The organism is Catellatospora coxensis, assembly GCF_016862635.1.
GTDB classification, from domain to species: Bacteria; Actinomycetota; Actinomycetes; order Mycobacteriales; family Micromonosporaceae; genus Catellatospora; species Catellatospora coxensis.
This window is the reverse complement of the sequence record NZ_BONI01000096.1, coordinates 1-25,796: the sequence shown is the minus strand read 5'-3', so window position 1 is coordinate 25,796 and position 25,796 is coordinate 1. Positions and strand designations below refer to the sequence as shown.

23 protein-coding genes and 2 tRNA genes are annotated in these 25,796 nt (G+C 71.7%); 19 read left to right on the top strand and 6 right to left on the bottom strand.

Translation table 11 applies throughout. The features are described 5' to 3' along the window. On the top strand, positions 1–762 hold the full coding sequence (gene sepX / locus Cco03nite_RS36715) for a divisome protein SepX/GlpR (RefSeq protein WP_203698625.1): 762 nt from the start codon (positions 1–3) through the stop codon (positions 760–762). Positions 763–851: 89 nt separating this feature from the next. Further along, positions 852–925, top strand: a tRNA-Ala gene (locus tag Cco03nite_RS36710). Positions 926–1,042: 117 nt separating this feature from the next. On the opposite strand, the gene Cco03nite_RS36705 is transcribed toward Cco03nite_RS36710, so the two are convergent. Beyond that, positions 1,043–2,569, bottom strand: coding sequence for a dolichyl-phosphate-mannose--protein mannosyltransferase (locus Cco03nite_RS36705; protein ID WP_239167955.1), 1,527 nt, complete (start codon positions 2,567–2,569; stop codon positions 1,043–1,045). Positions 2,570–2,654: 85 nt separating this feature from the next. Here Cco03nite_RS36705 and rsmI point away from each other — a divergent pair, with 85 nt between their 5' ends. Further along, the gene (gene rsmI / locus Cco03nite_RS36700) at positions 2,655–3,485 is read left to right on the top strand and encodes a 16S rRNA (cytidine(1402)-2'-O)-methyltransferase (protein WP_203698624.1); all 831 of its coding nucleotides are present in this window, start codon (positions 2,655–2,657) and stop codon (positions 3,483–3,485) included. Positions 3,486–3,689: 204 nt separating this feature from the next. Here the strand turns inward: rsmI and Cco03nite_RS36695 are convergent, their stop codons facing one another. Then, positions 3,690–5,336, bottom strand: a complete 1,647-nt coding sequence (locus tag Cco03nite_RS36695) for a hypothetical protein (RefSeq protein ID WP_203698623.1) — start codon at positions 5,334–5,336, stop codon at positions 3,690–3,692. A 112-nt stretch (positions 5,337–5,448) separates the two neighbouring features. Here Cco03nite_RS36695 and metG point away from each other — a divergent pair, with 112 nt between their 5' ends. Continuing rightward, positions 5,449–7,224, top strand: coding sequence for a methionine--tRNA ligase (gene metG / locus Cco03nite_RS36690; protein WP_203698622.1), 1,776 nt, complete (start codon positions 5,449–5,451; stop codon positions 7,222–7,224). Here the strand turns inward: metG and Cco03nite_RS36685 are convergent. Continuing rightward, complete coding sequence (locus Cco03nite_RS36685) at positions 7,221–8,453, bottom strand: hypothetical protein (protein ID WP_239167954.1); 1,233 nt, start codon at positions 8,451–8,453, stop codon at positions 7,221–7,223. The genes metG and Cco03nite_RS36685 overlap by 4 nt on opposite strands. A gap of 133 nt (positions 8,454–8,586) precedes the next feature. On the opposite strand from Cco03nite_RS36685, the gene Cco03nite_RS36680 reads away from it, so the two are divergent. The 7 genes from Cco03nite_RS36680 to Cco03nite_RS36650 all read left to right on the top strand — a co-directional run bounded on the left by Cco03nite_RS36680 (position 8,587) and on the right by Cco03nite_RS36650 (position 15,780). After that, positions 8,587–9,441: a TatD family hydrolase gene (locus tag Cco03nite_RS36680; RefSeq protein WP_203698621.1), complete on the top strand. Its 855-nt coding sequence runs from the start codon at positions 8,587–8,589 to the stop codon at positions 9,439–9,441. Positions 9,442–9,471: 30 nt separating this feature from the next. After that, entirely contained in the window at positions 9,472–10,800 is a 1,329-nt protein-coding gene (locus Cco03nite_RS36675; protein WP_203698620.1) for a cytochrome P450, read from the top strand. Between the two features lie 52 nt (positions 10,801–10,852). Then, on the top strand, positions 10,853–11,710 hold the full coding sequence (gene rsmA / locus Cco03nite_RS36670) for a 16S rRNA (adenine(1518)-N(6)/adenine(1519)-N(6))-dimethyltransferase RsmA (protein WP_239167953.1): 858 nt from the start codon (positions 10,853–10,855) through the stop codon (positions 11,708–11,710). A 215-nt stretch (positions 11,711–11,925) separates the two neighbouring features. After that, a complete protein-coding gene (locus tag Cco03nite_RS36665) occupies positions 11,926–12,882 on the top strand; it encodes a 4-(cytidine 5'-diphospho)-2-C-methyl-D-erythritol kinase (RefSeq protein WP_203698619.1) in 957 nt (318 codons plus the stop codon). A gap of 7 nt (positions 12,883–12,889) precedes the next feature. Continuing rightward, on the top strand, positions 12,890–14,689 hold the full coding sequence (locus Cco03nite_RS36660) for an ABC-F family ATP-binding cassette domain-containing protein (protein ID WP_203698618.1): 1,800 nt from the start codon (positions 12,890–12,892) through the stop codon (positions 14,687–14,689). 84 nt (positions 14,690–14,773) lie between these two features. Beyond that, on the top strand, positions 14,774–15,235 hold the full coding sequence (locus tag Cco03nite_RS36655) for a DUF4383 domain-containing protein (protein WP_203698617.1): 462 nt from the start codon (positions 14,774–14,776) through the stop codon (positions 15,233–15,235). 50 nt (positions 15,236–15,285) lie between these two features. Further along, a complete protein-coding gene (locus Cco03nite_RS36650) occupies positions 15,286–15,780 on the top strand; it encodes a DUF4383 domain-containing protein (protein ID WP_203698616.1) in 495 nt (164 codons plus the stop codon). 34 nt (positions 15,781–15,814) lie between these two features. On the opposite strand, the gene Cco03nite_RS36645 is transcribed toward Cco03nite_RS36650, so the two are convergent. After that, a complete protein-coding gene (locus Cco03nite_RS36645) occupies positions 15,815–16,420 on the bottom strand; it encodes a TetR/AcrR family transcriptional regulator (RefSeq protein WP_239167958.1) in 606 nt (201 codons plus the stop codon). A gap of 131 nt (positions 16,421–16,551) precedes the next feature. Continuing rightward, on the bottom strand, positions 16,552–17,541 hold the full coding sequence (locus Cco03nite_RS36640; RefSeq protein WP_203698614.1) for an acyl-CoA desaturase: 990 nt from the start codon (positions 17,539–17,541) through the stop codon (positions 16,552–16,554). A 137-nt stretch (positions 17,542–17,678) separates the two neighbouring features. On the opposite strand from Cco03nite_RS36640, the gene Cco03nite_RS36635 reads away from it, so the two are divergent. From Cco03nite_RS36635 to glmU, 3 genes are all read left to right on the top strand, one after another. Further along, positions 17,679–18,389, top strand: a complete 711-nt coding sequence (locus tag Cco03nite_RS36635) for a helix-turn-helix domain-containing protein (RefSeq protein WP_203698613.1) — start codon at positions 17,679–17,681, stop codon at positions 18,387–18,389. 14 nt (positions 18,390–18,403) lie between these two features. Further along, a tRNA-Gln gene (locus Cco03nite_RS36630) sits at positions 18,404–18,475 on the top strand. Positions 18,476–18,506: 31 nt separating this feature from the next. After that, on the top strand, positions 18,507–19,946 hold the full coding sequence (gene glmU, locus Cco03nite_RS36625) for a bifunctional UDP-N-acetylglucosamine diphosphorylase/glucosamine-1-phosphate N-acetyltransferase GlmU (RefSeq protein WP_308440678.1): 1,440 nt from the start codon (positions 18,507–18,509) through the stop codon (positions 19,944–19,946). A gap of 70 nt (positions 19,947–20,016) precedes the next feature. Here the strand turns inward: glmU and Cco03nite_RS36620 are convergent, their stop codons facing one another. Next, on the bottom strand, positions 20,017–20,256 hold the full coding sequence (locus tag Cco03nite_RS36620) for a helix-turn-helix domain-containing protein (protein WP_203698612.1): 240 nt from the start codon (positions 20,254–20,256) through the stop codon (positions 20,017–20,019). A gap of 227 nt (positions 20,257–20,483) precedes the next feature. On the opposite strand from Cco03nite_RS36620, the gene Cco03nite_RS36615 reads away from it, so the two are divergent. From Cco03nite_RS36615 to Cco03nite_RS36595, 5 genes are all read left to right on the top strand, one after another. Next, positions 20,484–21,464 (top strand): ribose-phosphate diphosphokinase, encoded by a 981-nt coding sequence (locus tag Cco03nite_RS36615; RefSeq protein ID WP_203698611.1) that lies wholly within the window; start codon positions 20,484–20,486, stop codon positions 21,462–21,464. Between the two features lie 343 nt (positions 21,465–21,807). Further along, positions 21,808–22,446: a 50S ribosomal protein L25/general stress protein Ctc gene (locus tag Cco03nite_RS36610; RefSeq protein ID WP_203698610.1), complete on the top strand. Its 639-nt coding sequence runs from the start codon at positions 21,808–21,810 to the stop codon at positions 22,444–22,446. Between the two features lie 71 nt (positions 22,447–22,517). Then, on the top strand, positions 22,518–23,114 hold the full coding sequence (pth, locus tag Cco03nite_RS36605; protein WP_203698629.1) for an aminoacyl-tRNA hydrolase: 597 nt from the start codon (positions 22,518–22,520) through the stop codon (positions 23,112–23,114). 123 nt (positions 23,115–23,237) lie between these two features. Further along, positions 23,238–24,881, top strand: coding sequence for a sugar transferase (locus Cco03nite_RS36600; protein ID WP_203698609.1), 1,644 nt, complete (start codon positions 23,238–23,240; stop codon positions 24,879–24,881). Next, on the top strand, positions 24,881–25,660 hold the full coding sequence (locus Cco03nite_RS36595; RefSeq protein ID WP_203698608.1) for a 3'(2'),5'-bisphosphate nucleotidase CysQ: 780 nt from the start codon (positions 24,881–24,883) through the stop codon (positions 25,658–25,660). The genes Cco03nite_RS36600 and Cco03nite_RS36595 overlap by 1 nt, the downstream gene beginning before the upstream one ends. Positions 25,661–25,796: the final 136 nt, after the last annotated feature.

Genomic DNA, 25,796 nt, shown 5'->3' with positions numbered 1-25,796 from the left:
GTGAGGGTGCCGACCTCGGTGCTCCTCGCCGTCCTCGCCGCTGCGGGCCTGCTCGCTCTCGCCCCGGCGCTGGTGCGCCGGTACGACGCCACCGAGCGGCTGGTGGCGGAGCGGGCGATCTCTACCGCGCGGGTGCTGTCGCGCCGGCGCCGCCGCCGCACGGTGCCCGGCCGCCGCCCGATCCGGCCGCCCCGGGCACTGTGCACCGCCCCCGTGTCCGCGCCGCCCGCTCCCGCCGGCCCGTCCCGGACCCGGCTCCGGCTCGTCGGCCAGGGTGAACGCGCCAAGGCCAGACCCCGCCGCCGGCACCGTCCCGCCGTGTACCGCCGCCGGCGGCTGCTCGCCGGGCTGGTGCTGCTGAACCTGGTGCAGCTCGCCGGTGTCGCGCTGGTCAGCCCAGGATTCCTGATCAGCGTGTCGGTGACCGGCTCGATGTTGTTGCTGTACGTCGCCCACCTGCGCGGGCAGGCGCTGCGTACGGCGCGCCGCCGCCGGGCCGACGAGCGGCAGGCGCAGTGGCTCGCCGAGCAGCAGGCGCAGGTCCGCCTCGCCCAGCGCCGCCGCGCCGAGGCCCGCCGGGAGGCCGCGAGGCTGCTCCAGGAGGAGCTGCTGCGGGCCCAGGAGCAGCTGGCCGCCCTGCAGGCCCAGGCGGAGTCCCTGGCCGCCGAGGCGCCCCCGCCGCCACGGGTGGCCACCATCTCCTACCGCGGCCGCCAGGGCGGCGTACGCGGCAAGCCGTACCACGCCGGCCCGGCCGCGTGAGACGGCGTGATCCACGACGCACCGGGTAGTGATTCGCGAACGTCCGGCAGACCTGCTAACCTTGGCCGGTCCGTGAAACGGACGAACTCGGGGACGTGGCGCAGCCCGGTAGCGCACCTCGTTCGCATCGAGGGGGTCAGGGGTTCGAATCCCCTCGTCTCCACCCGAGAAAGCCCAGCTCATACGAGCTGGGCTTTCGCCATTTCCGGCCCCGGTGCGGGCCTGGACACGCCGAAGGCCCGCGGCGGCTCGCCACGGGCCTTCGGGAGGCGTTCCGCGATCAGATCCAGCGGTTGCCGAGGAACATGCGGTGCTGCCAGTCCACGTACGGGATCGACGTGCCCGTGTAGATCGGGTAGAAGAACGCGAACATGATCACGACGAGCAGCACGTACGCGCCGAGCGCGATCGAGCCGATGAGCTGCCTGTTCTCGTCCTGCGGCAGGCCCGGCGGCGAGGTGATGATCGCTCCGAAGACGAACACCACGGCCAGGATCAGGAACGGCTCGGCCGGCATGGCGTAGAAGTAGAACATCGTGCGGTTCGGGAAGAAGAACCACGGGATCAGCGCGGCGGCGGTCATCGCCAGGATCGCCCCGGCCCGCCAGTCGCGGCGCGCGATGCCGAACCACAGCGTCGCGCCCAGCGCGGGCAGGAAGCTCCACCACAGCAGCGGCGTGCCCAGCAGCAGCACCTCGGCGGCGCACTGGTCCACCCCGCAGCCCGGGTCCCCGGACCAGTAGAAGGCCACCGGGCGGCCCAGCAGCAGCCACTGGATGGGCGCCCACGGCCCCGCGGACTGGTACGTGTGCTCCGAGCTGAGGCCTTCGTGGAAGTTCAGCGCCTCCTGGTGGTAGTGCACCAGGCTGCTGAACCAGTTCGGCGACCAGTCGCGGTAGTAGCCGCCGTCGGTGAGGATCCAGCCGCTCCAGCTCGCCAGGTACACGCCCAGCACGATCGGGACGCAGGCGAGGATCCACAGGCCCTCGTCGAGGATGGTGTCGCGGATCGGGTGGCGCACCCCGGCACTGCGCCGGGCGCCCACCTCCCACCAGATCACCAGCAGCACGACCACCGGCAGGAACGCCAGCGCCGACCACTTCACGGCGAGGGCGCAGCCCAGCAGGGCCGCCGCCGCCAGTCGCCACCACGGCACCGCGAACGCCGGCCGGCTGTCCCGGCCCCGCCCGTGCGGGTCGCCGCCGCCCTCGACGAAGCGCAGCCAGCGCAGGCGGCGCTGGTCGCGGTCGAGGACCAGCGCGCCGAACGCGGCCAGCAGGAAGAACATCAGGAACAGGTCCAGCAGCGCGGTGCGCGACAGCACGAAGTGCATGCCGTCGAACGCCATCAGCAGGCCCGCCGCGCAGCCCAGCACCACCGAGCCGAACATGCGCATGGCGATGCGGGTGAACATCAGCACCGAGATGGTGCCGAACACCGCCGCCGACAGCCGCCAGCCCGCCTCGTTGTAGCCGAGGACCTGCTCACCCAGCCCGATGATCCACTTCCCGAGCGGCGGGTGCACGACGTAACCGGCGGTGCCGTTCTTCTCGTCCCACTCGAACCCCTTCTCCCACAGCCAGTGGGCGTCGGTGGCGTAGTAGGTCTCGTCGAAGATCTTGCCGGGCGGCTTCGCCAGGTTGTAGAGGCGCAGCACACCCGCGAGGAAGGTGACCGCCAGCGCGGCCAGCCACGCGTACGGGTTCAGCCGCTGCTCCAGGGGCAGCAGGCGGCGCCGAACGACATTGAGCACGTGCGGCTCGGAAGTGGTGGGCGCCTGCGGGGGCGCCGTCGCCGTCTGGGTCACGCCAAGGATCGTAGGCTGAAAAACTGCGAAACCGTCGCCTGAGTTCACGGTGATCGGCAAAAGAACACATCGAAGGCGGGTACAGATGGCGGAACTGACCGGGCTGGTGCTGTGCGGTGCGCCGCTGGGCAACCCCGCGGACGCCTCGGCGCGGCTGCGCCAGGTGCTCACCGAGGTCGACCTGGTCGCGGCCGAGGACACCCGGCGGCTGCTCCGGCTGGCCCGGGACCTCGACATCGTCATACCAGGCAAGATCGTCTCGTACTTCGAGGGCAACGAGGAGCGGCGTACCCCCGAACTGGTCGAGGCGATGCGCGACGGGCAGCGGGTGGCGCTGGTGACCGACGGCGGCATGCCCAGCGTCAGCGACCCCGGCTACCGGCTGGTCGCGGCGGTGCTCGCGGCCGGGCTGCCGGTCACCTGCGCCCCCGGCCCCAGCGCGGTCACCACGGCGCTGGCGCTGTCCGGGCTGCCCTGCGACCGGTTCTGCTTCGAGGGCTTCCTGCCGCGCAAGGGCGGCGAGCGGCGCGCCCGGCTGGCCGCGCTCGCGGCCGAGGAGCGCACCCTGGTCTTCTTCGAGTCCACCCACCGCGTCCAGGACACCCTCGCCGACCTGGTGGCGGCCTTCGGCGGCGACCGCGCGGCCGCGCTGTGCCGCGAGCTGACCAAGACCTACGAGGAGGTACGCCGCGCGCCGCTGGCCGAGCTGGCGGAGCTGGACGAGTTCCGGGGCGAGATCACCCTGGTCGTCGCGGGCGCGGTGCCCGACACCACCCGCCCGACCGACGAGCAGCTCATCGCCGAGGTCGCCGCGCACGTGGCCGAGGGCATGTCCCGCCGCGACGCCGCCGCCGCCGTGGCCGCGGCCCACCGCCTCCCCAAACGCGACGTCTACGACCTCTCCACCCGCCGCTGACCCGCACGGCTCCACCCGCCGCCCACCCGCACGGCTCCACCCGCGCTCCCGCGCTCACCCGCGCTCCCGCGCTCACCCGCGCGCCGCCCCGCCGTCCCGCCGTCCCGGTCCCCGAATAGACGCTGGCCTATCACATCGAGTACGAGTCACGAAAACTCGATGTGATAGGCCAGCGTCAATGAAAATCGGGGTGGGACGGAGGGGTCAGAAGGTGGCGGCCAGGAAGCCGATGGTGATGAGGAACGGGCCGGCGAAGGCGAGGCCGGCGGCGGCGAGGCGTTCGCGGCGCTCCGGCAGGCGCAGGGCGCCGGTGGCGAAGACGATGGCGATCGAGCAGAGCAGCACGATCGACAGCCCGACGATCCAGCGCAGGTGCAGGCCGCCGGTGCCGTTGGTGACGTACGCCCGGTGGCTGTTCGCGCCGACGATGCGGGCCGGGGCGCTCAGGCCCTCGGCCTGCCCGGGCGGGCCGAACACGTCGACCGGGACGGCGGTGAAGTCGCGCGCCGGTGTGGCGAACTCGCCCACGCAGCGCTGCAGCAGCCCGCTGCCCGCGCAGCTGGTGACGGTCAGCGTGCCGGTCTTGCCGTGACCCATCGCGAGCCACAGCGGCTCCGCGCTGACCCAGCTGAAGAACGCGGCGACCAGCGCGAACAGGATCAGCAGCGGCATCGCGACCGCGGTCCGCCGGGGCGCGCGCGGCGGCCTCGCCCGCTTGCGTTTCGGAGCGTCCTCCGGCCGGGCGCGGCGGCCGCCGCGCAGTCGCGGGTCGATCCAGCTCTCCCGGGGGACCTCCTGCACCGGCATGGTGAACGCCTCGGTGGGCGCGGAGTACCCGGCAGCCGGCGGCTGAGCGGCTCCGGCCGCCACCGGCCGGTGCGCCCCGGGCGGCGCGGGGATGGCCGGCGTGGGGGAGCCGGACGCGGATCCGCCGACGGGGTCCGGCAGGTCGGCGTGCCAGTCGTCCTCGGCCAGGTCGATCGTCACGGCGTCCCGCGCCGCGCGCGCCGGGCCGGTCACCGGCCGGGCCGGCGCGGCGTCGACTCCCCGGCCGAACGCGGCCGGTGGCGGGTCGTCGGGTAGCGCGTACTGGTCGAACGGCACGTCGGGATCGGGGCGGCGGGTGGGCTCGCCGAGCCAGGACGGGTTGGTGCGGCCGTGCTCCGGCAGGTCGAGGTCGAAGCGACCGGTCGGCTCGCCGAGCCAGGCGGGGTGCGCGCGCTCCGCGGGCTCCGGGGCGTGCGCGGATTCGGTGGCGCGGGTCTCGACGGCATGGGCGGGCTCGACGGCGCCGGCGGGTGCCGCGTGTCGGGTGAGTTCCGCGGGTACGGCCGGGTCGGGGTGCGGAACGGCGGGCGCGCTCTCGACCTGCCGCGGCGATGCCGCGCGCACCGGCTGCTCGGCCGGCCCGTCGGCGGCCGGGGCGGTGTCGGGGACATCTGCCTGGTCCGGTGTGCGAACCATCGGGGCCGCCGCGTCCTGTGCCGCCGTGCCCGGTGACGCCACGTCCTGTGACGTCGTGCCCGGCGACGGCGCGTCCGGCAGCATCGCGGGTGCGACCGCATCCGGCGCGTCCTGCGGCGTCGCGTGCGCGACCGCATCCGGTGGCGTCGTCGCCTGCGGAGTCGGGTCGGGTGTGGCAGCCCGGGGTGGCTTGGGCGCTTCGTCGGGGCGGCGCCACGGGGCGTCCACGTCGACGGGCAGGGCCACCAGGCCGGGCGGGGGCGGCGCGACGAGCGTGCCGGACCGGACGGGCCGGGAGGGGTGGGGTTCGTCGCGGCCGGGGGCCGTGCCGGGCTCGACCCGCTGGGTGGGCTCATCGTGCGCGAGGCTGTCCACGTTATCCCTCATACCTGGTCATTTCACTCCAGTCGGACACCCGACAAGCGGATTTGCCGCGCGTGTCGTACGAGGCGACAACCGGTTCGCGCGGCAGCGGTGGCCTTCACTACGCTGGTTAGTCATGAGTCACGTTCTCGCCGCGGTCGCCTGGCCTTATGCCAACGGCCCGCGCCACATCGGTCATGTCTCCGGTTTCGGAGTGCCCTCCGACGTATTCAGCCGGTACATGCGCATGGCGGGCCACGACGTGCTCATGGTGTCGGGCACCGACGAGCACGGCACGCCGATCCAGGTGCAGGCCGACGCCGAGGGCATCACGCCCCGCGAAGCCGTCGACAAGTACAACCGGATGATCGTCGAGGATCTGCACGGCCTGGGCCTGGCCTACGACCTGTTCACCCGGACCACCACCCGCAACCACTACGCCGTGGTGCAGGAGCTGTTCACGGCCCTGTTCGACAACGGGTACGTGATCGCGAAGACCACCCAGGCCGCGATCTCCCCGTCGACCGGCCGCGGCCTGCCCGACCGGTACATCGAGGGCACCTGCCCGATCTGCGGCTACACCAGCGCCCGCGGCGACCAGTGCGACAACTGCGGCAACCAGCTGGACCCGATCGACCTGATCAACCCCAAGTCGAAGATCAACGGCGAGACGCCGGAGTTCGTGGACTCGGAGCACTACTTCCTCGACCTGTCGGCGTTCGCCGAGGCGCTGGGCGCGTGGCTGGACACCCGCGAGGGATGGCGGCCCAACGTGCTGCGCTTCTCCAAGAACCTGGTGGCCGACCTGCGCCCCCGCGCGATCACCCGGGACCTGGACTGGGGTGTGCCGATCCCGAAGGAGGGCTGGGACACCAAGCGCTTCTACGTCTGGTTCGACGCGGTCATCGGCTACCTGTCGGCCTCGATCGAGTGGGCGCGCCGCTCCGGCGACCCGGAGGCGTGGCGCAGGTGGTGGCAGTCCGAGGACGGCCGCTCGTACTACTTCATGGGCAAGGACAACATCGTCTTCCACTCGCTGATCTGGCCGGCGATCCTGCTCGGCTACGACGGCAAGGGCGACAAGGGCGGCAAGCCGGGCGAGCTCGGCGAGCTGGGCCTGCCCACCGAGGTGGTGTCCAGCGAGTACCTGACGATGGAGGGCCGCAAGTTCTCCTCGTCGCGCCGGGTCGTCATCTACGTGCGTGACTTCCTGGCCCGCTACGACGCCGACGCGCTGCGCTACTACATCGCGGTGGCCGGTCCGGAGACCACCGACACCGACTTCACCTGGGCGGAGTTCCTGCGCCGCAACAACGACGAGCTGGTCGCGGGCTGGGGCAACCTGGTCAACCGGACCATCTCGATGGCGGCGAAGAACTTCGGCGCGGTGCCGATGGCCGGTGACCTGACCGCCGAGGACACCGCGCTGCTGGAGACGGTGCGCGGCGGCTTCACGACGGTCGGCAACCTGCTGGAGAACCACAAGCAGAAGGCCGCGATCAACGAGGCGATGCGCATCGTCGGCGAGGCCAACAAGTACCTGTCCGACCAGTCGCCGTGGAAGATCAAGGCGGAGGAGGACCGGCCCCGGCTGGCCACCATCCTGCACACCGCGCTGCAGGCGATCACCGACTGCAACACGCTGCTGACCCCGTTCCTGCCGCACGCCGCGCAGAAGATCCACACGCTGCTCGGCGGCGAGGGCGTGCACGCGCCGATGCCGGAGATCGTCGAGGTGTCCGATCTCGACGGCGGCCCCGGCTACCCGGTGCTGACCGGCGACTACACCGTCGGGGCCAAGTGGGAGCCGCGCGAGCTGCGCGCCGGCACGCCGCTGAGCGCGCCGACGCCGGTGTTCAAGAAGCTGGACCCGTCCATCGTGGACGAGGAGCTGGCCCGGCTCGAAGGCTAGAGCGGGTACGGGATGTTGACGTCCTGGGCGTCGGTGACCTCGGTCGCCGGCGCCCAGGCCTCGTAGATGCCCCGTTCGTAGCACTGCGCGCCCAGCGCGGCCACGTTCTGCGGGTCGGGGCGGCACAGGCGCAGCCGCACCCAGGTGCTGTCCGCCGCGAGCACGGTGCAGGGCGCGCCGCGCCAGTGCGCGTAGCGGGTGCGCCGCAGCAGCGACTCGACCGGGTAGCGGGCGGCCCGGCTCATCGCCAGCACCCGGAACTCCTCCGGCGGGTCGGCGACGGCCTCGTACTCCTCGCCGCGGAACGTGCCGATCAGCCGGCTGAACACCGCCTCGGTACGCGGGATCGGCAGGTACTCCTGGTCCGCGCTGATCTCGCGCAGCGGGTGCAGCAGCCGCCGCCACTGCGGCCCGACCAGGCGCAGCCAGCCCCGCTGCTCGGGCTGGAAGGTGTAGAGCACGATCTCGGTGCCGTCCGGCACGTACGCCACCAGCGCGGCGTGCGCGGGCAGCGGCAGGTCGGCGAAGTCCGCGGTGATCCACTCGGGGATCAGCTCGCTGCTGCTCGGCGCGAACCCGGTGCCCAGCACCGCCGCGCCGACCCGGTCGTGGGGCGGCATCGCGACCAGCCCGGCGACCGCGTCCCCGCTCGACGGCTGGTAGTCGCGCGGGTCGACGGCCCGCCAGCGCAGCAGGTAGGCGATCTCGTCGGCGGGGTCCTGGGCCCCGGTGCCGCCCGCGCCGAGCACCGCCAGCTCGGCCGGGGTGCGCAGGTGCGCGAGGTCCCACTCGCGGTAGCAGAAGCCGTGCGGCAGCCGGCCGCGCAGCAGTGCGGTGACTCCGGTGGGGGTCAGCGGCATGACCATCCGGGTGCCCCGGCGTACGGCGGCGCTGGACCGCACGGTGCCGATCAGCCCGGCGGCCTGCCGGTCCCGGGGCGGGCGCTGGCTCAGCCGGTGCACGTGCTCCCAGCTCACCGCACGCGACAGCGGCGCGCACAGCGGCGACTCCGGATGCGACGCGGCCAGTGCCTGCGCGCCCGCGGTGACCTCGGCGGCCGGCACGAAGCGGTGGTACGCCCACCGGGCCGGGTTGTCCAGGCGCAGGAAGCCCGGCGCGGGCGTCTCACTGAACAGTTCGTACGCGGCGCCACCGGCGATCGCGTCCGCGGCGTAGGCGCGGCCGTCCACGAGGACCGTGCCGCGCTCGGTGTCATTGACGGTCGTCACGAACTCCGACGTTAATATCCGCGCGTGCCGCCCAGGTGAACACGGACTGAACAGAAGGCCGCGCGCAGGGTGATCGACCTCGCAACGAGACGGTCCGCTCACCGACGGCAGCGCCGGGTGGGATCATGGCCGGGTGACGAACGATCGCGCCGCGCGGGCCGCCGAACGCCGCTGGGAGTCCTTCCCGCCCGCCCCGGAGCCGCTGCCGCACCCGGTGCTGGACAGCCACACCCACCTCGACATCGTCGCCGAGGACGGCGGCGACCCGGCCACCCAGATCGACGCGGCCGCGAAGGTCGGCGTGGACCGGCTGGTGCAGGTGGGTGTCGACGTGAAGTCGTCGCGCTGGGGCGTGGCCTGCGCCGCCGAGCACCCCGCCGTCGTCGCCACCGTGGCGCTGCACCCGAACGAGGCCCCGCGCCTGTCCGACCTGGACGCGGCGCTCGCCGAGATCGCGGCGCTGGCCGAGGACCCGCGGGTGCGTGGCATCGGCGAGACGGGCCTGGACTTCTTCCGTACCAGGGAAGAGGGGTTGCGGCCGCAGGAACGCAGCTTCCGGGCCCACATCGCGCTGGCCAAGCGGGTCGGCAAGCCGCTGGTCATCCACGACCGCGACGCCCACGCCGACATCCTGCGGGTGCTCGACGACGAGGGCGCGCCCGAGACCGTGGTGATGCACTGCTTCTCCGGCGACGAGGCGTTCGCCGCCGAGTGCGTGCGGCGCGGCTTCGTGCTGTCCTTCGCCGGCACGGTCACCTTCAAGAACGCCCCGCAGCTGCGGGCGGCGGCGGCGCTGACCCCGCCCCGCCAGATCCTGGTCGAGACCGACGCGCCCTACCTGACGCCGATGCCGTTTCGGGGCAGGCCCAACGCCTCCTACCTGATCCCGCTGACGGTGCGGGCGCTTGCCGAGGCCAAGGGCATGCCGCTGGCCGAGATGTGCGAGGCGATCTCGGACAACGGGAACCGGATCTTCGGACCCTGGTGAGTGTCGCGGGGGACGTCTAACCTCGTCGATGTGACGACGGAGACCATCCCCTCCCCGCCCGGCCTGCCGCTGCTCGGCAACCTGCGCGAGATGAACCGCGACATGCCGGGCTTCCTGCAGCACACGGCCCGCACCATGGGGCCGGTGAGCCGGGTGCGGATGGGCCCGCTGTCGATGCTGCTCGTCGCCGATCCGGTGCTGGTGCACGAGATGCTGGTCAAGCGGCCGCAGGAGTTCGCCAAGTCGTGGCGCACCACCCGGCTGCTGCAGGGCCACGTCGGCGACGGCTTGCTCACCCGCGAGGGCGCGGAGAACCGCCGGCACCGCCGCCTGGTGCTGCCGAGCCTGCACACCCAGCGCATCGCGCGGTACGGCGAGATCATGGTCGGCGAGTCGCGGCGCCTGCTCGGCTCCTGGGTCGACGGGCAGCGCGTCGAGGTCGTCGAGGAGATGACGCGGCTGACCCTGCGCATCGTCGGGCAGTCCCTGTTCACCGTGGACGACGACGGCGACGAGGTGTTCGCCGCGGTGCACGACTTCGTCAACTCGCTCAACGCCTACCTGCTCTCCTTCGGGCTGCTGCCCGGCTGGGTGCCCACGAAGACGCACCGGTGGCGCAAGGCCAGCGTGGCCCGGACGGACCGGCTGTCGTACGAGCTGATCCGGCGCCGCCGCGAGCAGGGCGGCGACGGCGGCGACCTGCTCTCGATGCTGATCAGCGCGAAGGACCCCGAGGGCGGCCCGGCGCTGACCGACACCGAGATCCGCGACGAGCTGCTGACCATGTTCTTCGCCGGCCACGAGACCAGTGCGACCGCCCTGACCTGGGCGTTCTACGAGCTGGGCCGGCACCCGGAGATCGTGGAGAGGCTGCGCGCCGAGGTCGCCGAGGTGCTCGGCGAGCGCCCCGCCACCATGGCCGACCTGCCGAACCTGCCCTACCTGGGCCAGGTCGTGAAGGAGACGCTGCGCCGCTGGCCCCCGGGCTGGCTGTTCGACCGCACCCCGGTCGCCGACACGCGGCTCGGCGGGCACACCGTCAAGGCGGGGCAGATCCTGTTCTTCAGCCCGTACGTCATCCACACCGACCCGGCGTACTGGCCGGAGCCCGAGGAGTTCCGGCCCGAGCGCTTCGCCCCCGGGGCCGAGGTCTCGCGCGAGGCGTACCTGCCGTTCGGCGACGGCCCGCGGATCTGCGTCGGCAACCGCTTCGCCGAGGCCGAGATCGCGCTGGTGCTGGCCACCCTGGTGCCCCGGGTCACCCTGGAACCGGTCTCCGGCCGGCCCGCCCGACTGTCCGGGCAGGCGACGATCCGGCCCAAGGGCGGCCTGCACATGACGGTCCGCACCCGGCCCTGATCCCGCCCGCTGCGACAGCGTGCCGACACGGGCGGCCCGATAGCCTGAGGGGGTGACCGTTGAACAGGCAAGACTGCTCGGCCCGGCGGAGATCCGGGAGCTGGCCGCGCGGCTCGGCGTCGCGCCGACCAAGAAGCTCGGGCAGAACTTCCTGCACGACCCCAACACCATCCGGCGCATCGTGGCCGCCGCCGAACTCGACCCGGCCGACGTCGCCGTCGAGGTCGGCCCCGGCCTGGGCTCTCTGACCCTGGGCCTGCTCAGCGCCGCCGCGCACGTGCACGCGGTGGAGATCGACCCGCCGCTGGCCGCCGCGCTCGGCGCGACCGCCGCCGAACGCGCCCCCGGGCTCGCCGACCGGCTCACCGTCCACAATGGCGACGCCATGCGGATCACCGCCGCCGAGTTCGACCCGCCGCCCACGGCGCTGGTGGCGAACCTGCCGTACAACGTCGCCGTGCCGGTGGTGCTGCACCTGCTCGCCGAACTGCCGAGCATCCGGCACGGGCTGGTCATGGTGCAGAAGGAGGTCGCCGACCGGCTCACCGCCCAGCCCGGCAACAAGATCTACGGCATCCCGTCGGTGAAACTCGCCTGGTACGCCTCGTCCCGCCAGGCCGGCAAGGTGCCGCCCGCGGTGTTCTGGCCGGTGCCCAACGTGGACTCGGGCCTGGTCTCGTTCACCCGCCGCGAGCCGCCCCGCGACGACGTGTCCCGCGACGCCGTGTTCGCGGTGGTCGACGCGGCATTCGCGCAGCGCCGCAAGACGCTTCGGGCCGCGCTGGCGGGCTGGGCCGGGGGCGCGCCGGCTGCGGAGGCCTTGCTGCGCAAGGCAGGAATCGACCCGTCCGCGCGCGGCGAGCAGCTCGACGTGCACGCGTTCGCCGCCCTGGCCGCCGCGAAGCAGTGACCTGCGCGGGGCGTGCGCCGTCGCGTTCCGGCTTTTGATCGACGTTGGCCTATGACATCGAATTCCGGGCGATCGAATTCGATGAGATAGGCCAACGTTTATGCGAGGCGCGGCGGGAGAGGCCCGGCAGGGGCGGCGCGGGCCCGTGGCCGGGCATGTGGGAGCGGGGTGCTGCGCCGCCGGGTGATCCGGGCGGGGCCAGTACGCTGGTCGGCGTGACAGAGGCATGGACGCTCGGCGACGACGACGATGACCTGGCGGGAGCCTCGTCAGGACCGGTCCGGGTGAGAGTGCCCGCCAAGATCAACCTGCACCTCGGGGTCGGGCCGCTGCGCTCCGACGGCTACCACGAGCTGCACACCGTGTACCACGCCATCTCGGTGTACGACGAGGTCACCGCGCGGTCCGGGGACACGCTCAGCCTGACCATGCAGGGCGAGGGCGTCGGCGAGCTGGAGCTCGACGACAGCAACCTGGTGATCCGCGCCGCGCACGCGCTGGCCGCGGCCGCCAAGGTGCCCGCGCACGCCCGGCTGCACCTGCGCAAGACGATCCCGCTCGCGGGCGGCCTGGCCGGCGGCTCCGCCGACGCCGCCGCGACCCTGGTCGCCCTCGACGTGCTCTGGGGCACCGGCCTGGGCCGCGACGAGCTGGCCCGGATCGCCGCCACGCTCGGCTCCGACGTGCCGTTCCTGCTGTACGGCGGCACCGCGCTGGGCACCGGCCACGGCGAGGCGGTCAGCCCCGTGCTCGCCCGCGCCAACAAGTGGCACTGGGTGGTGGCGTTCGCCGACGGCGGCCTGTCCACCCCGCGGGTCTACGGCGAACTGGACCGGATGCGCGCCGCCGGCACCGCGCCCGCCCCGCTGGGCAGCAGCGACGACCTGCTCAGCGCGCTGCGGCAGCGCGACCCGGCCGTGCTCGGCGCGGCGCTCGGCAACGACCTGCAGGCCGCCGCCCTGTCGCTGCGGCCCTCGCTGGCCGACACGCTCGACGTCGGCGACAAGGCGGGCGCGCTCGCCAGCCTGGTCTCCGGCAGCGGCCCGACCTGCGTCTTCCTGGCCCGTGACGAGCCCCACGGGGCAGACCTCGCCCAGGCGCTGCGGGAGTCCGGCCTGTGCCGCGGCGTGCAGCAGGCGTACGGAGCCGTGCACGGCGCCCGGATAGGCTGATCGGATCATGGCCAACATCATCAATCTCGACCGGGTGAGCAAGGGCTACGGCCCGACCGGCCCGCTGCTCACCGACGTCTCCCTGGGTCTGGACGACGCCGACCGGATCGGCGTGGTCGGCCTCAACGGCGCGGGCAAGTCGACCCTGCTGCGCATGCTGACCAAGTTCGAGGAACCCGACTCGGGGCGCGTCACGCACCGCCGCGACCTGCGCGTGTCCGCGCTGCCACAGGCGCTCGAGCTGGCCCCCGACCTGACCGTGCGCGACGTGGTGCTCGGCGACGCCTGGCTGCCCGCCGCGTTCCAGGCCGAGCACGAATGGGCCGGCGACGCGGGCGTCCGCAACATCCTCGACGGCCTCGGCATGCCCGGCCTCGGGCTCGACCAGCCCGTCGGGCCGATGTCCGGCGGCGAGCGGCGGCGCATCGCGCTGGCCGCCCTGCTGGTGCGCCCGACCGACCTGCTGATCCTCGACGAGCCCACCAACCACCTCGACATCGCGGGCGTCAACTGGCTGGCCCGCTACCTCAACCAGAGCCTGCGCGGCGCGCTCGTCGTGGTCACCCACGACCGGTGGTTCCTCGACGCCGTCTGCAACCGCATCTGGGAGGTCGCCGACCAGCAGGTACGCGCGTACGACGGCGGCTTCGCCGCGTGGATCCTGGCCCGCGCCGAGCGGGAACGGGTCGCCGCGGTCACCGAGTCCCGCCGCCAGAACCTGCTCCGCAAGGAGATCGCCTGGCTGCGCCGCGGACCGCCGGCCCGCACCTCCAAGCCGAAGTTCCGCATCGACGCCGCGAACGCGCTCATCGCCGACGTGCCCGCCCCGCGCGACCAGGTCACCCTGGCCAAGCTGGCCACCGCCCGGCTCGGCCGCCAGGTCTACGACCTGGAGAACGTCACCCTGTACGCCGGGCCGAAGCTGATCCTCGACGACGTCACCTGGCACGTCGGCCCCGGCGACCGGATCGCCCTGCTCGGCGCGAACGGCGCGGGCAAGTCGACGCTGCTGCGGCTGCTGGCCAGGGTCACCGACGCGGCCGGTTTCCGCGCCGGCCAGACGGTGCGGCCCGCGTTCCTGTCCCAGGAACTCGCGGAACTGCCCGGCGAGTTGCGGCTGCTGGAAGCCGTCGAGCAGGTCGCCCGGCGGGTCAAGCTCGGCGACCGGGAACTGTCGGCGTCGCAGCTCGCCGAGATCTTCGGCTTCACCGACCGCCGGGTGTGGACCCCGGTCGCCGACCTGTCCGGCGGCGAGCGGCGGCGGCTGCAACTGCTGCGCCTGCTCGCCGGCGAGCCGAACGTGCTGATCCTCGACGAGCCCACCAACGACCTCGACACCGACACCCTGGCCTCGCTGGAAGACCTGCTCGACACCTGGCCCGGCACGATGATCGTGGCCAGCCACGACCGCTACCTGGTCGAGCGCGTCTGCGACAAGGTGTACGGACTGCTCGGCGACGCCAAGATCCGGCACCTGCCCGGCGGCGTCGACGAGTACCTGGAGCGGGTCGACCACGACGCGGCTCCCGGCGGCGGCGCGGCGGCCCCGGCCAAGGAGCCGAGGGCCGAACGCACCGGCGGGCCCAGCGCGGCCGAGGTGCGGGCTGCGAAGAAGGAGGTCTCGCGGGTCGAGCGCCAGATCGACAAGCTCGACCAGCGCGTGGAGAAGCTGCATGCGCAGATGGCCGAGCACGCCACCGACTTCGCGAAGATCGCCGAGTTGGACGCGAGCCTCAAAGCGCTGCAGGACGAGCGCGGGCTGCTCGAAGACGAGTGGCTCAACCTCGCGGAGCTGATCTCGGAATAGCTCCCGCACTGGCGGGTCGCGGGTCAGGGGAGGCCTGATAGCCTCACGCATCCCCTGACCCCTCGTACCCGCCGGAGCTGCGACATGGCTTCCCACATGCCCGTCAACCACTCCCTGCGCCCGCTCTACCGTGGGCTGGCCCTGCTCGCCGGGCTGTTCGTGCTGGCGTTCGGGCTGCTCGGCTACCTCGACAGCCAGGGTGAGCCGCTGCTCAACCAGGGTGACGCCAGCGCGCTCGGGCTGAAGACCAACCCCCTCTTCTCGTACGCGAGCATCGGCGCCGGTGCCGCCGTCCTGCTGGCCACGCTGGTCGGCCGCAACCTGGACCGCTTCATCGACATGTGGGTCGGCGCCGGGTTCCTGCTCGTGGGCACCGCGATGCTGGCGCTCATGCACACCGACTCGAACGTGCTCAACTTCACGATGGCGACCTGCATCGTCTCGTACCTCATCGGATCGGTCCTGTTCACCGCCGGCATGTACGTCAAGGTCGGCTCGGCCGCCAAGGCCGTCGCCGAGGAGAAGCACCGCCACGGCACCGCCTGATTTGCCGCGAACCGGTCCCGCCGGGACACTCCCGGCGGGACACTGGGGTCATGCATATCCCGGTCAATCACCGGCTAAGGCCTCAGTGGCGCTTCCTGGCGGGACTGTCGGGCGCGTACCTGCTGATCTTCGGCATCGTCGGGGCCATCCGAACCGCAGGTGAGCCCTTCTTCAGCCGCGGCGACACCGAGGCGCTCGGCCTGAAGACCAACCCGGCGTTCGCCTGGCTGTCCATCATCGTCGGCGCGATCGTGCTCGGCGGCGCGATCATCGGCCGCAACGTCGACCACTTCATCAACATCTGGGGCGGCGCGGTCTTCCTGCTGGCCGGGCTCATCATGCTCACCGTCATGCAGACGCCGCTGAACAAGCTCAACTACGAGATCTCCACCTGCGTGGTCTCGTTCATCATCGGCACGATCATGCTGATCGCCGGGCTGTACGGCAAAGTCGGCACCCCGGCCGAGTCCATCGCCGAAGAGGTGCTGCGCCACAGCACCCGCCCCGGCGACAAGTTCGCTGTCAAACCGCACGCCAACAAGTAAGCGGTGACATGCTCGCCGGCCACCGCGGGCGACGTTACTTGTTGCCCTTGCGGGTCAGCAGGACCGGCTTGGCCTCCAGCTGTGCCAGGCCGTTCCAGCACAGGTTCACCAGGTGCGCGGCCACCGTCTCCTTGCGCGGCTTGCGCACCTCCAGCCACCAGCGGCCGGTCAGCGCCACCATGCCCACCAGGGCCTGCGAGTACAGCTCCGCGAGCTTCGGGTCGTAGCCCCGGGTCTTGAACTCCGCGCCGAGGATGTGCTCCACCTGGTGCGCGACATCATTGAGCACCGACGAGAAGTTGCCCGAAGAGGACATCACCGGCGACTCGCGCACCAGCACGCGGAAGCCGTTCGTCTCCTCCTCGATGTAGTCCAGCAGCGCCAGCGCCGCCTGCTCCAGCAGCTCACGCGGATGCCCCGCGGTCAGCGCCGAGGTGACCCGGGTCAGCAGGGAGGTGACCTCGCGGTCCACCACGACGGCGTACAGGCCTTCTTTCCCGCCGAAGTGCTCGTACACCACAGGTTTGGAGACCTTGGCGCGGGAGGCGATCTCCTCGATCGAGGTCGCGTCGAAACCGCGCTCGGCGAACAGCTGCCGCCCCACGGCGATCAGCTGCTCGCGCCGCTGGGAGAAACTCATCCGCACCCGTGAGCCGGTCTTCGGCACGGCTGCCTGGCGCCCGGCCGGCCGGACGTCGCGGGTGTCGTCTGCCACGCCCCCATCCTGCCAGGAGGACGGGGGCGGCGAGGGGGTGCCCGTCGTGTCGACGGTCACCGGGCCAGCTTGAGCTCGGCGTCGCGGTCGATCATCTTCGCCTGGAGCCGGTCCACCTTGGGCCACTTGACGTTCGTCGCCCAGCCGAACTTCTCGAACAGCCAGATCACCCGGGCCGAGATGTCGATCTGACCGCGCATCACGCCGTGCCGGGCACAGGTCGGGTCCGAGTGGTGCAGGTTGTGCCAGCTCTCACCGAACGACAGGATCGCCAGCGGCCAGAAGTTCGAGGCCTTGTCACCCTCGCGCATCTCGAACGGGCGCTCGCCGTACACGTGGCAGACCGAGTTGATGGCCCAGGTGACGTGGTGCAGCAGGCCGATACGGATCAGGCCCGCCCAGAAGAACGCGGTCAGCGCGCCCTGCCACGACATGGTCACCAGACCGCCGACGACGGCCGGCGCGAACGCGGTGGTCAGCGACAGCAGGCCGAACATCTTGTCGACCTTGGCGATGTCCTTGTCGGCCAGCAGGTCCGGCGCGAACCGGGTGCGGTTGGACAGCTCGCGGGCGAACAGCCAGCCCACGTGGGCGTGGAACATGCCCTTGGTCAGGCCCTTGAACGAGTTGCCGAAGCGCCACGGCGAGTGCGGGTCGTCCTCCAGGTCGGAGTACTGGTGGTGGCGGCGGTGGTCGGCGACCCACTGGGTCGGCGAGCCCTGCACGGCCATCGCGCCGGAGACCGCCAGCGTCACGCGCAGCCAGCGCGTCGCCTTGAACGAGCTGTGCGTCAGGTAGCGGTGGTAGCCGACCGTGATGCCGAGGCCGGTCACCACGTACATCACCGCGAAGATCACCACGTCGGTGACGTTGAGCCAGCCGCCCCAGGCGACCGGGACCACAGCGAACAGCGCCAGGAACGGCAGGACCACGAAGGCCCAGAGCCCGATCAAGGTGCCCTTGGACTGGGCTCCCTCGGTCAGCGGCTTCTGCCCGCGAGCAGGCGCCGCGGTGCCGGTAGGCGTGTCGATGGCTGTCGTGGTCATGGCACCTCGCTGGAGCTGGGGGAAGGCACTGGTTTGTACTACCTACGACACCGTAACCTACGGGACCGTAGTTTGACAGATCCCGTCTCTGTGAATTTCCCGCACAAAGGGTCGTACGCCTGTTCTATCGTCACCGAGTGGCCAAGCCGGAACTTCGCGAACAGGCAGTGGTGTTGCGCCAGGCGGGATGCTCGGTGCCGGACATCGCGTCGAGGCTGGGCGTCGCCCGGTCCACCGCCTTCCAGTGGGTCCGTCACATCCCCCTCGACTCGGATGTCGGGGCAGCCGAGCGTCGGCGTGCGCACTCGCGTGCCATGACCGACGCGCGCTGGGGAACGCACCGGGTGCAGACCGCGCAGCGCAGACAGGGCGCACGGGACGTCGGGCAAGCGGTCGTCGAGGAGCTGACCGAGCGGGATCTCGCGCTGCTGGGCGCGGTGATTTTCTGGTGTGAGGGGACCAAGGAGAAGCCCTGGCGGGCCAACGACGGCCGTGTGACGATCACCAATACGGATCCCCGCCTGCTGCGGATCTTTATCCGGTTTCTGGAGTCGGTCGGCGTCAGCCGCAGTGAACTCAGCTACCGCGTGAGCATCCACGAGACCGCCGATCCTGATGAGGCGGCGCGCTGGTGGGCTGCCGAGCTCGACGTGCCGCTGGAGTGCTTCCGCAAAGCGACCATGAAGCGGCACCGTCCCACCAGCACGCGACACAACCAGGGAGAGGGATACCACGGCTGCCTCGTGGTGACCGCACGGCGCAGGCGGGAACTCTATTGGCGGATCGAGGGGATCATCGACGAACTCGATCGCCGCACCGGTGCAGCGTCCGCGGGCGAACCACGATAAGCTTTGGCGCCGGATGGGGCGTGGAGTAATGGCAGCTCACCAGACTTTGAATCTGGAAGGTCCTGGTTCGAATCCAGGCGCCCCAGCTAGCAAGCCAAGTAAGGAGATGGGCAGCTCGTGACTCGTACGGTGATCGTCCTCGCGGCTGGCGAGGGTAAGCGGATGAAGTCGGATCTGCCGAAGATGCTGCACCCGCTGCTCGGCCGCTCCCTGGTGGGCCACGTGCTCGCCGCCGCCGCCCCGCTCGGTGCCGAGCGCACCCTGGCCGTCGTCGGCAACCGTGCCGACCAGGTCACCGCACACCTCGCCGAGATCGCGCCGGATGTGGCGACCGCGCTGCAGGCCCAGCAGAACGGCACGGGCCACGCGGTCCGCATCGCCGTCGAGGCGCTCGGTGAGCTCGACGGCACCGTGGTCGTGCTCAACGGCGACGTGCCGCTGCTGCGGGCGCAGACGCTGCAGGACCTGGTCGAGGCGCACGAGGCGGCGGGCGCGGCGGCGACCGTGCTGGGCGCGTCCGTGCCGGACCCGACCGGCCTGGGCCGGCTGGTGCGCGACGCCGACGGCGGGCTGGCCCGCATCGTTGAGGAGCGCGACGCGACGCCGGAGCAGCGGGCGATCCGCGAGATCAACGCGGGCATCTACGCCTTCGACGCGGCCGCGCTGCGGACCGCGCTGGCGAAGCTGACCACCGACAACGACCAGGGCGAGGAGTACCTCACCGACGTCTTCGAGCTGTTCGTCACGGAGGGCTCGCCGGTGCGCGTGCACCTGGCCGCCGACGCGACCGAGACGCTGGGCTGCAACGACCGGGCCGAGCTGGCGACGCTGCGGGCGCTGCTGCGCGACCGGATCAACCTCGGGCTGATGCGCGACGGCGTGACCATCGTCGACCCGGCCACGACCTGGGTCGACGCCACGGTGACCGTGGAGCGCGACGCGCTGCTGGAGCCGAACGTGCAGCTGCGCGGGGCGACCAGCGTCGGCACGGGCGCGGTGGTGGGTCCGGACGTGACGCTGATCGACACGATCGTGGGCGAGCAGGCCCAGGTGGTACGCGCGCACGCGGTGCAGGCCGAGATCGGCCCGAACGTGTCCGTGGGGCCGTACGCGTACCTGCGGCCGGGGGCGCGGATCGGGCGCAAGGGCAAGGTCGGCACGTTCGTCGAGATCAAGAACGCGTCGCTGGGCGAGGGCACCAAGGTGCCGCACCTGACGTACGTGGGTGACGCGACGATCGGCGAGCAGACCAACATCGGCGCGGGCAACCTGTTCGCGAACTACAGCGGGAGCACCAAGAGCCACACGGTGATCGGCTCGCACGTGAAGACGAGCTGTGACACGACGTTCGTGGCGCCGGTGCAGGTCGGCGACGGCGCGTACACGGCGGCCGGTTCGGTGATCGACAAGGATGTGCCGCCGGGGGCGCTGGCGGTGGCGCGGGCGCACCAGCGCAACATCGAGGGCTGGGTGCGCCGGTCCCGTCCGGGCAGCGCGGCGGCGGAGGCTGCCGAGCGGGCCGAGGCGGCGGAGCACCCGGCCGCCGGGGAAGGCTGACCGGCACGAGTTTGCGAAAGGCGCGACCCCGCGGGGGTCGCGCCTTTTCGTCTGCGGAGTGCGGGCCGGGTCAGCGGCGGCCGGGCTGCTCGTCCTCGTCCTCGAGCCAGCCGCGCTTGGCGGCCTCGGCCCCGAGGGAGAACTGGTTCTTCGCGCCGGTGGTCTGCTTGAGGCTGGCGATGTGGTCGTGCACGGCGCGCTCGCTGAGGAAGACCAGTTTGGTGATGGTCTGCACGGTGAAGCCCGCGGCGAGCAGCAGGAGGATCCGGCGCTGAACGAGCGTCGGTTCTCCGGACCGGTCCCTGGCCATCGAGCGCAGCCTTTCTGTACGGGCACTTGTGCTTAACGAAGGTAGCGCCCGCTGTCGGGGCCGGGCAAGGCACCCCGGTGTCACCTGCGTGAACTCCAGGGCAAGCGGTCTGTCCGTGATCTGTCGCACCCGGGAACGGGCTTGCTGGCCGGTTGGCGAACCGCCGGGAGAGGATGAACCGAAAAGGTGATACTGACCGCAGACCATCGTGAAGGGGCGGCAAGCCGATGGGCAGCATCGTCACTGAGAACCGCAAGAACCTGATGCTTTTCTCGGGCCGGGCCTACCCCGAGCTCGCGAAGGAGATCGGCGAGGTGCTGGGCGTGGGGGTGACCCCGACGACGGCATACGACTTCGCCAGCGGTGAGACGTTTGTCCGTTACAAGGAGTCCGTCCGTGGTTCGGACGCCTTCATCGTCCAGTCCATGAGCCAGCCGGTGAACAACTGGATCATGGAAACCCTGCTCATGGTGGACGCGGCCAAGCGCGGCTCGGCCAAGCGCATCACCGTGGTGCTGCCGTTCTACCCGTACGCGCGCCAGGACAAGAAGCACCGCGGCCGGGAGCCGATCTCCGCCCGCCTCATCGCGGACCTGCTCAAGACGGCCGGCGCGAACCGCATCCTGACCGTCGACCTGCACACCGCGCAGATCCAGGGTTTCTTCGACGGCCCGGTGGACCACCTGTTCGCGATGGACGTGCTGGCCGACTACGTACAGGCCAACTACGGCCACCGCGAGCTGACCGTGGTGTCGCCCGACTCGGGCCGGGTGCGCGTCGGTGAGCGCTGGACCGACCGCCTGGGCGGCTGCCCGCTGGCGTTCATCCACAAGACCCGCGACCCGCTCAAGCCGAACCAGGTCGTCGCGAACCGGGTCATCGGCGAGGTCGCGGGGCGCACCTGCATCCTGGTCGACGACATGATCGACACTGCGGGCACCATCTGCAAGGCCGCCGACATCCTGTTCGACAACGGGGCCGCGGACGTCATCGTGACCACGACGCACGCCGTGCACTCCGACCCGGCGACCGAGCGCCTGAAGAACAGCCGGATCAGCGAGGTCATCGTCACCAACACGCTGCCGCTGGGCTCGGACAAGCAGTTCGACAAGCTGACCGTGCTGTCGATCGCCCCGCTGCTGGCCCGCGCGATCCGCGAGGTCTTCGACGACGGCTCCGTCACGACCCTCTTCGGCGGCCTCAGCTGACCGTCCGCTCCGCGCAGTCGGGGGCGCTCGCGCCGTAGACCGTCCTGCCATCGACGTTGGCCTATCACATCGAATTCGAGTGGTGATTTCTCGATGTGATAGGCCAACGTCGATGTGAAGTGCGGTGGGCCGCAGGTGCGCGGAGCTGGGGTGATTTGAGCCGCCCCGCCGGGGATCACCGAAAGTGATCGGGTACAGTAATCGGGTTGCCACGGCGAGGGTGCCCTGCGGGTCGAAAAGCCTGTTGATGGCGCCGTGATCGACGCGGTGCTCCGGGTCATGGTTACCCCGCGCGCCCTCGTTCGCTCGGCCTGACAGAGACCCGTTGAGCAGGAGAAGAATCGTGTCTGAAGTAAAGATCAGCGCCGAGCCGCGTACCGAGTTCGGCAAGGGCGGCGCGCGCCGCACCCGCCGCGCGGGTCTCGTGCCCGCCGTCGTCTACGGCCACGGTGAGGCCCCGCGCCACATCGCCGTCCCGGCCCGTGAGTTCGCCGCCGCGATCCGCCACGGTGGCATCAACACCGTGTTCGAGCTGGTCGGCCCCGACGGCGCCAAGACCCTCGCCCTGCCGAAGGCCATCCAGCGTGACCCGCTGAAGGACACCTACGAGCACATCGACCTGGTCATCGTGAAGCGCGGCGAGCAGGTCACCGTCGAGATTCCGGTGCACCTGGTCGGCGAGGCCGCCAAGGGCACCCTCGTGATGACCGAGCACGACAAGATCTCCATCGCGGCCGAGGCGCTGCACCTGCCGGAGTTCGTCGAGGCCTCGATCGAGGGCCTGGAGGCCGGCTCGCACGTCACCGCCGGTGACATCAAGCTCCCGCGTGGCGCGCAGCTGGTCGCCGACGCCGAGACCATCGTCGCTGTGGTGAGCCTGGCCCCGACCGCCGAGCAGCTCGAGGGCGAGGCCGCCGAGGCTCCGGAGGCCGCCGAGGCCGAGGCTGCCGAGGCCGAGGAGACCGTGGCCGCCGAGGCCTGATCCACGTCCGCCCGTGGCGTCCTTCATGCTGTAGCAGCGTGGAGGACGCCACGAGTGTTTTCAGGGGAGTGTTGATGGAGCAGGCCGCACCGTGGCTGATCGTGGGCCTGGGCAATCCGGGGCCGCAGTATGCCGGCAACCGGCACAACGTCGGGTTCTTCATCGCCGACCTGCTGGCCGAGCGCACCGGCGTGAAGTTCGGCCGGCACCGCAAGGCCGTCGCCGACGTGGCCGAGTCCCGGCTGGGTTACGGCGCGGACGCGCCGCGGCTGGTGCTGGTGAAGCCGCTGACCTACATGAACCTGTCCGGTGGGCCCGCCGCGGCGCTGAGCCAGTTCTACAAGGTGCCGGTCGAGCAGATCATCGCGGTGCACGACGAGCTGGACATCCCGTACGGGCAGCTGCGGTTGAAGGTGGGCGGCGGCGAGGGCGGCCACAACGGGCTGCGCTCGATGAGCAAGTCGCTGGCCACCAAGGAGTACCTGCGGGTGCGGTTCGGGGTGGGCCGCCCGCCCGGCCGGCAGGACCCGGCGGACTTCGTGCTGTCCGACTTCTCCGCGGTGGAGCGCAAGGAGCTGGAGTTCCTGGTGGACCGGGCGGCGGACGCGGTCGAGGCGATCGTCAAGGGCGGCCTGGCCGCCGCGCAGCAGACGTACCACACCGCCTGATCCCGACAGTTCCCCGCCGTCACATTTGCCCTTTTCTCGCGTTGTAACCGTCAGGCGCATCTGCCACAGACCAGTTTCCGCAGGTCATACGCAGGTGCCGCCGGGTCGTGACGGGGGGCATTCATGGAGCAGCGCCGAGACGACGATCGGCGCGGCCCGCGGCCCTACCCGCAGCGCCACCGGCACATCGACGCGTCCGGGGCGCTGTCCTACACCGCCGCGCCGACCCCGGCCGGTCCGGCGCCGTTCAGCCCCGCGCCGGTGGGCCTGGTCGCGGTACGTCCGCAGACGCCCCAGCACCGGCCCCCGGCGGGACGCCGCCCGCTGCACCGGGGCAGCACCCACATCGGCACCCCAGTGCGCGTGCTCGACCGACGCAAGGGCTGGGAGCAGCGGTACCTGCGCACGCTGCTCGGCTCCGACCTGCTCGTCGGCGCGGCTGCGGGTGTGCTGGTGTACATGCTGCGCTTCGGCAGCGAGATCACGCCGTATACCAGCACCTATGTCCTGCTGTCGCTGGCGCTGCCGTTCGCGCTCGTCGCGTCGCTGGCGCTGACCAGGGCCTACGACAAGCGTTACCTGTACGTCGGCACGCAGGAGTACGACCGGGTCATGCGCGGCGGCCTGTGGCTGATCGCGACGGCGGCCGTCGGCTCGTACGCCCTCGAACTGCCCACCGCCCGCTCTTACGTGCTGATCGCCCTGCCCGCCGCCACCGGCACGCTGGTGCTGACCCGGTTCCTGATCCGCAAGTCGCTGCACCGGCGGCGCGAGCGCGGCGACTGCCTGCGCCGGGTCGTCGTGGTCGGGCACGAGCTGGCCATCATCGGGCTGACCCGGCAGCTGTGCCGCGAGCGCTTCCACGGCCTGGAGGTCGTGGGGGCGTGCGTGCCGCGGGGCAGCGACGGCCGCGTCGGCCTGCCCGTGTACGGCACCTTCGAGGACGTCGCGCCGGCGGTGCGGGCCGCGGGCGCGGACACCGTGATCGTGCTCAGCTGCCCCGAACTCGACGGGCACGCGCTGCGCCGGATGGCCTGGCAGCTGGAGCGCGACGAGATCGACCTGATCGTGGCGAGCTCCCTGATCGACGTCGCCGGCGGGCGCACCACCATCCGCCCCGTCGACGGTCTGCCGATGTTGCACGTGGAACATCCGCGGCTGTCCGGCGGCAGCCGGGTGATGAAGGAGCTGATGGACCGGGTCGGCGCGGCGCTGCTGCTGGTGCTGTCCGCGCCGCTGCTCCTGGTGATCGCGATGGCGCTGCGCATCGACTCGCCCGGACCGGCCTTGTTCAAGCAGGTCCGGGTCGGCAGGGACGGCCGCGAGTTCGTCATCTACAAGTTCCGTACCATGTACACCGACGCCGAGGCGCGGCTTGCCGAGCTGAAGCATCTCAACGAGCACGACGGAGTGCTGTTCAAGATCCGGGACGATCCGCGCGTGACCGCGATGGGCCGCTGGATGCGCCGCTACTCGCTGGACGAGCTGCCGCAGTTGCTGAATGTGCTGCTGGGGCAGATGTCGCTGGTGGGGCCGCGGCCGCCACTGCCCCGCGAGGTCGCAGAGTACGCCGCCGACGTGTGGCGCAGACTGGCGGTGAAGCCCGGCATGACAGGACTCTGGCAGGTCTCCGGGCGATCCGACCTGCCGTGGGAGGAGGCGGTCCGGTTGGACCTCCGCTATGTCGAGAACTGGTCAATGTCCATGGACCTGCTCATACTCCTGCGTACGCTGACCGCCGTTGCCCGTAGCTCTGGAGCGTACTGATGCCCCCGGTGGAAGACGGCGCCTTCGCCGTATGGCTGGCCCGACAGGCCGGCGACCTGCTGCTCGCCCTGCGTGACGAACTCGGTTTCGAGGACCCGGCCGGCCTGCGCGCCGCCGGTGACAAGCGCTCGCACGACCTTCTCATGACCGAGCTGGGCCGCTGGCGGCCCGCCGACGCGGTGCTGAGCGAGGAGGGCGTCGACGACCCCGCCCGGCTCACCGCCAACCGGCTGTGGATCATCGACCCGCTCGACGGCACCCGCGAGTTCGGCGAGCAGGGCCGCGCCGACTGGGCCGTGCACGTGGCGCTGTGGCGGCGTACCGGCGAGAGCACGGGTGTGCTCGCCGCGGGAGCCGTCGGCCTGCCCGCGCAGCAGCGGGTGCTCGGCAGCGAGCCGGCCGCGCCGTACCCGCCGCTGTCCCCCGAGGTCGCCGCGGGCGGCCCGATCCGCATCGCGACCAGCCGCACCCGGCCGCCGTACTTCCTGGCCGCCGTCGCCGAGCAGGTCGGCGCCCAGCTGGTGCCGATGGGCTCGGCCGGCGCGAAGATCGCCGCCGTGGTCACCGGCGAGGTCGACGCCTACATCCACGGCGGCGGCCAGTACGAGTGGGACTCGGCCGCGCCGGTCGCCGTCGCGGCGGCCGCGGGCCTGCACACCTCGCGCATCGACGGCTCGCCGCTGATCTACAACCAGTCGGACGCGAGCCTGCCCGATCTGCTCGTCTGCCGCCGCGATCTGGCCGCTGACCTGCTGTCGGCCGTGTCACAGCATTCTTGATCGGCAAGCGCGACCGCGTGTAGGGTTGATTCCCGAGTAATTCACTAGGAAAGGTCTGGATATGATCCAGCCTGCGTCTGAGCAGCCGGCTGCGTACCGGGTCTCCCACCTCGATGCTCTCGAAGCCGAGAGCGTC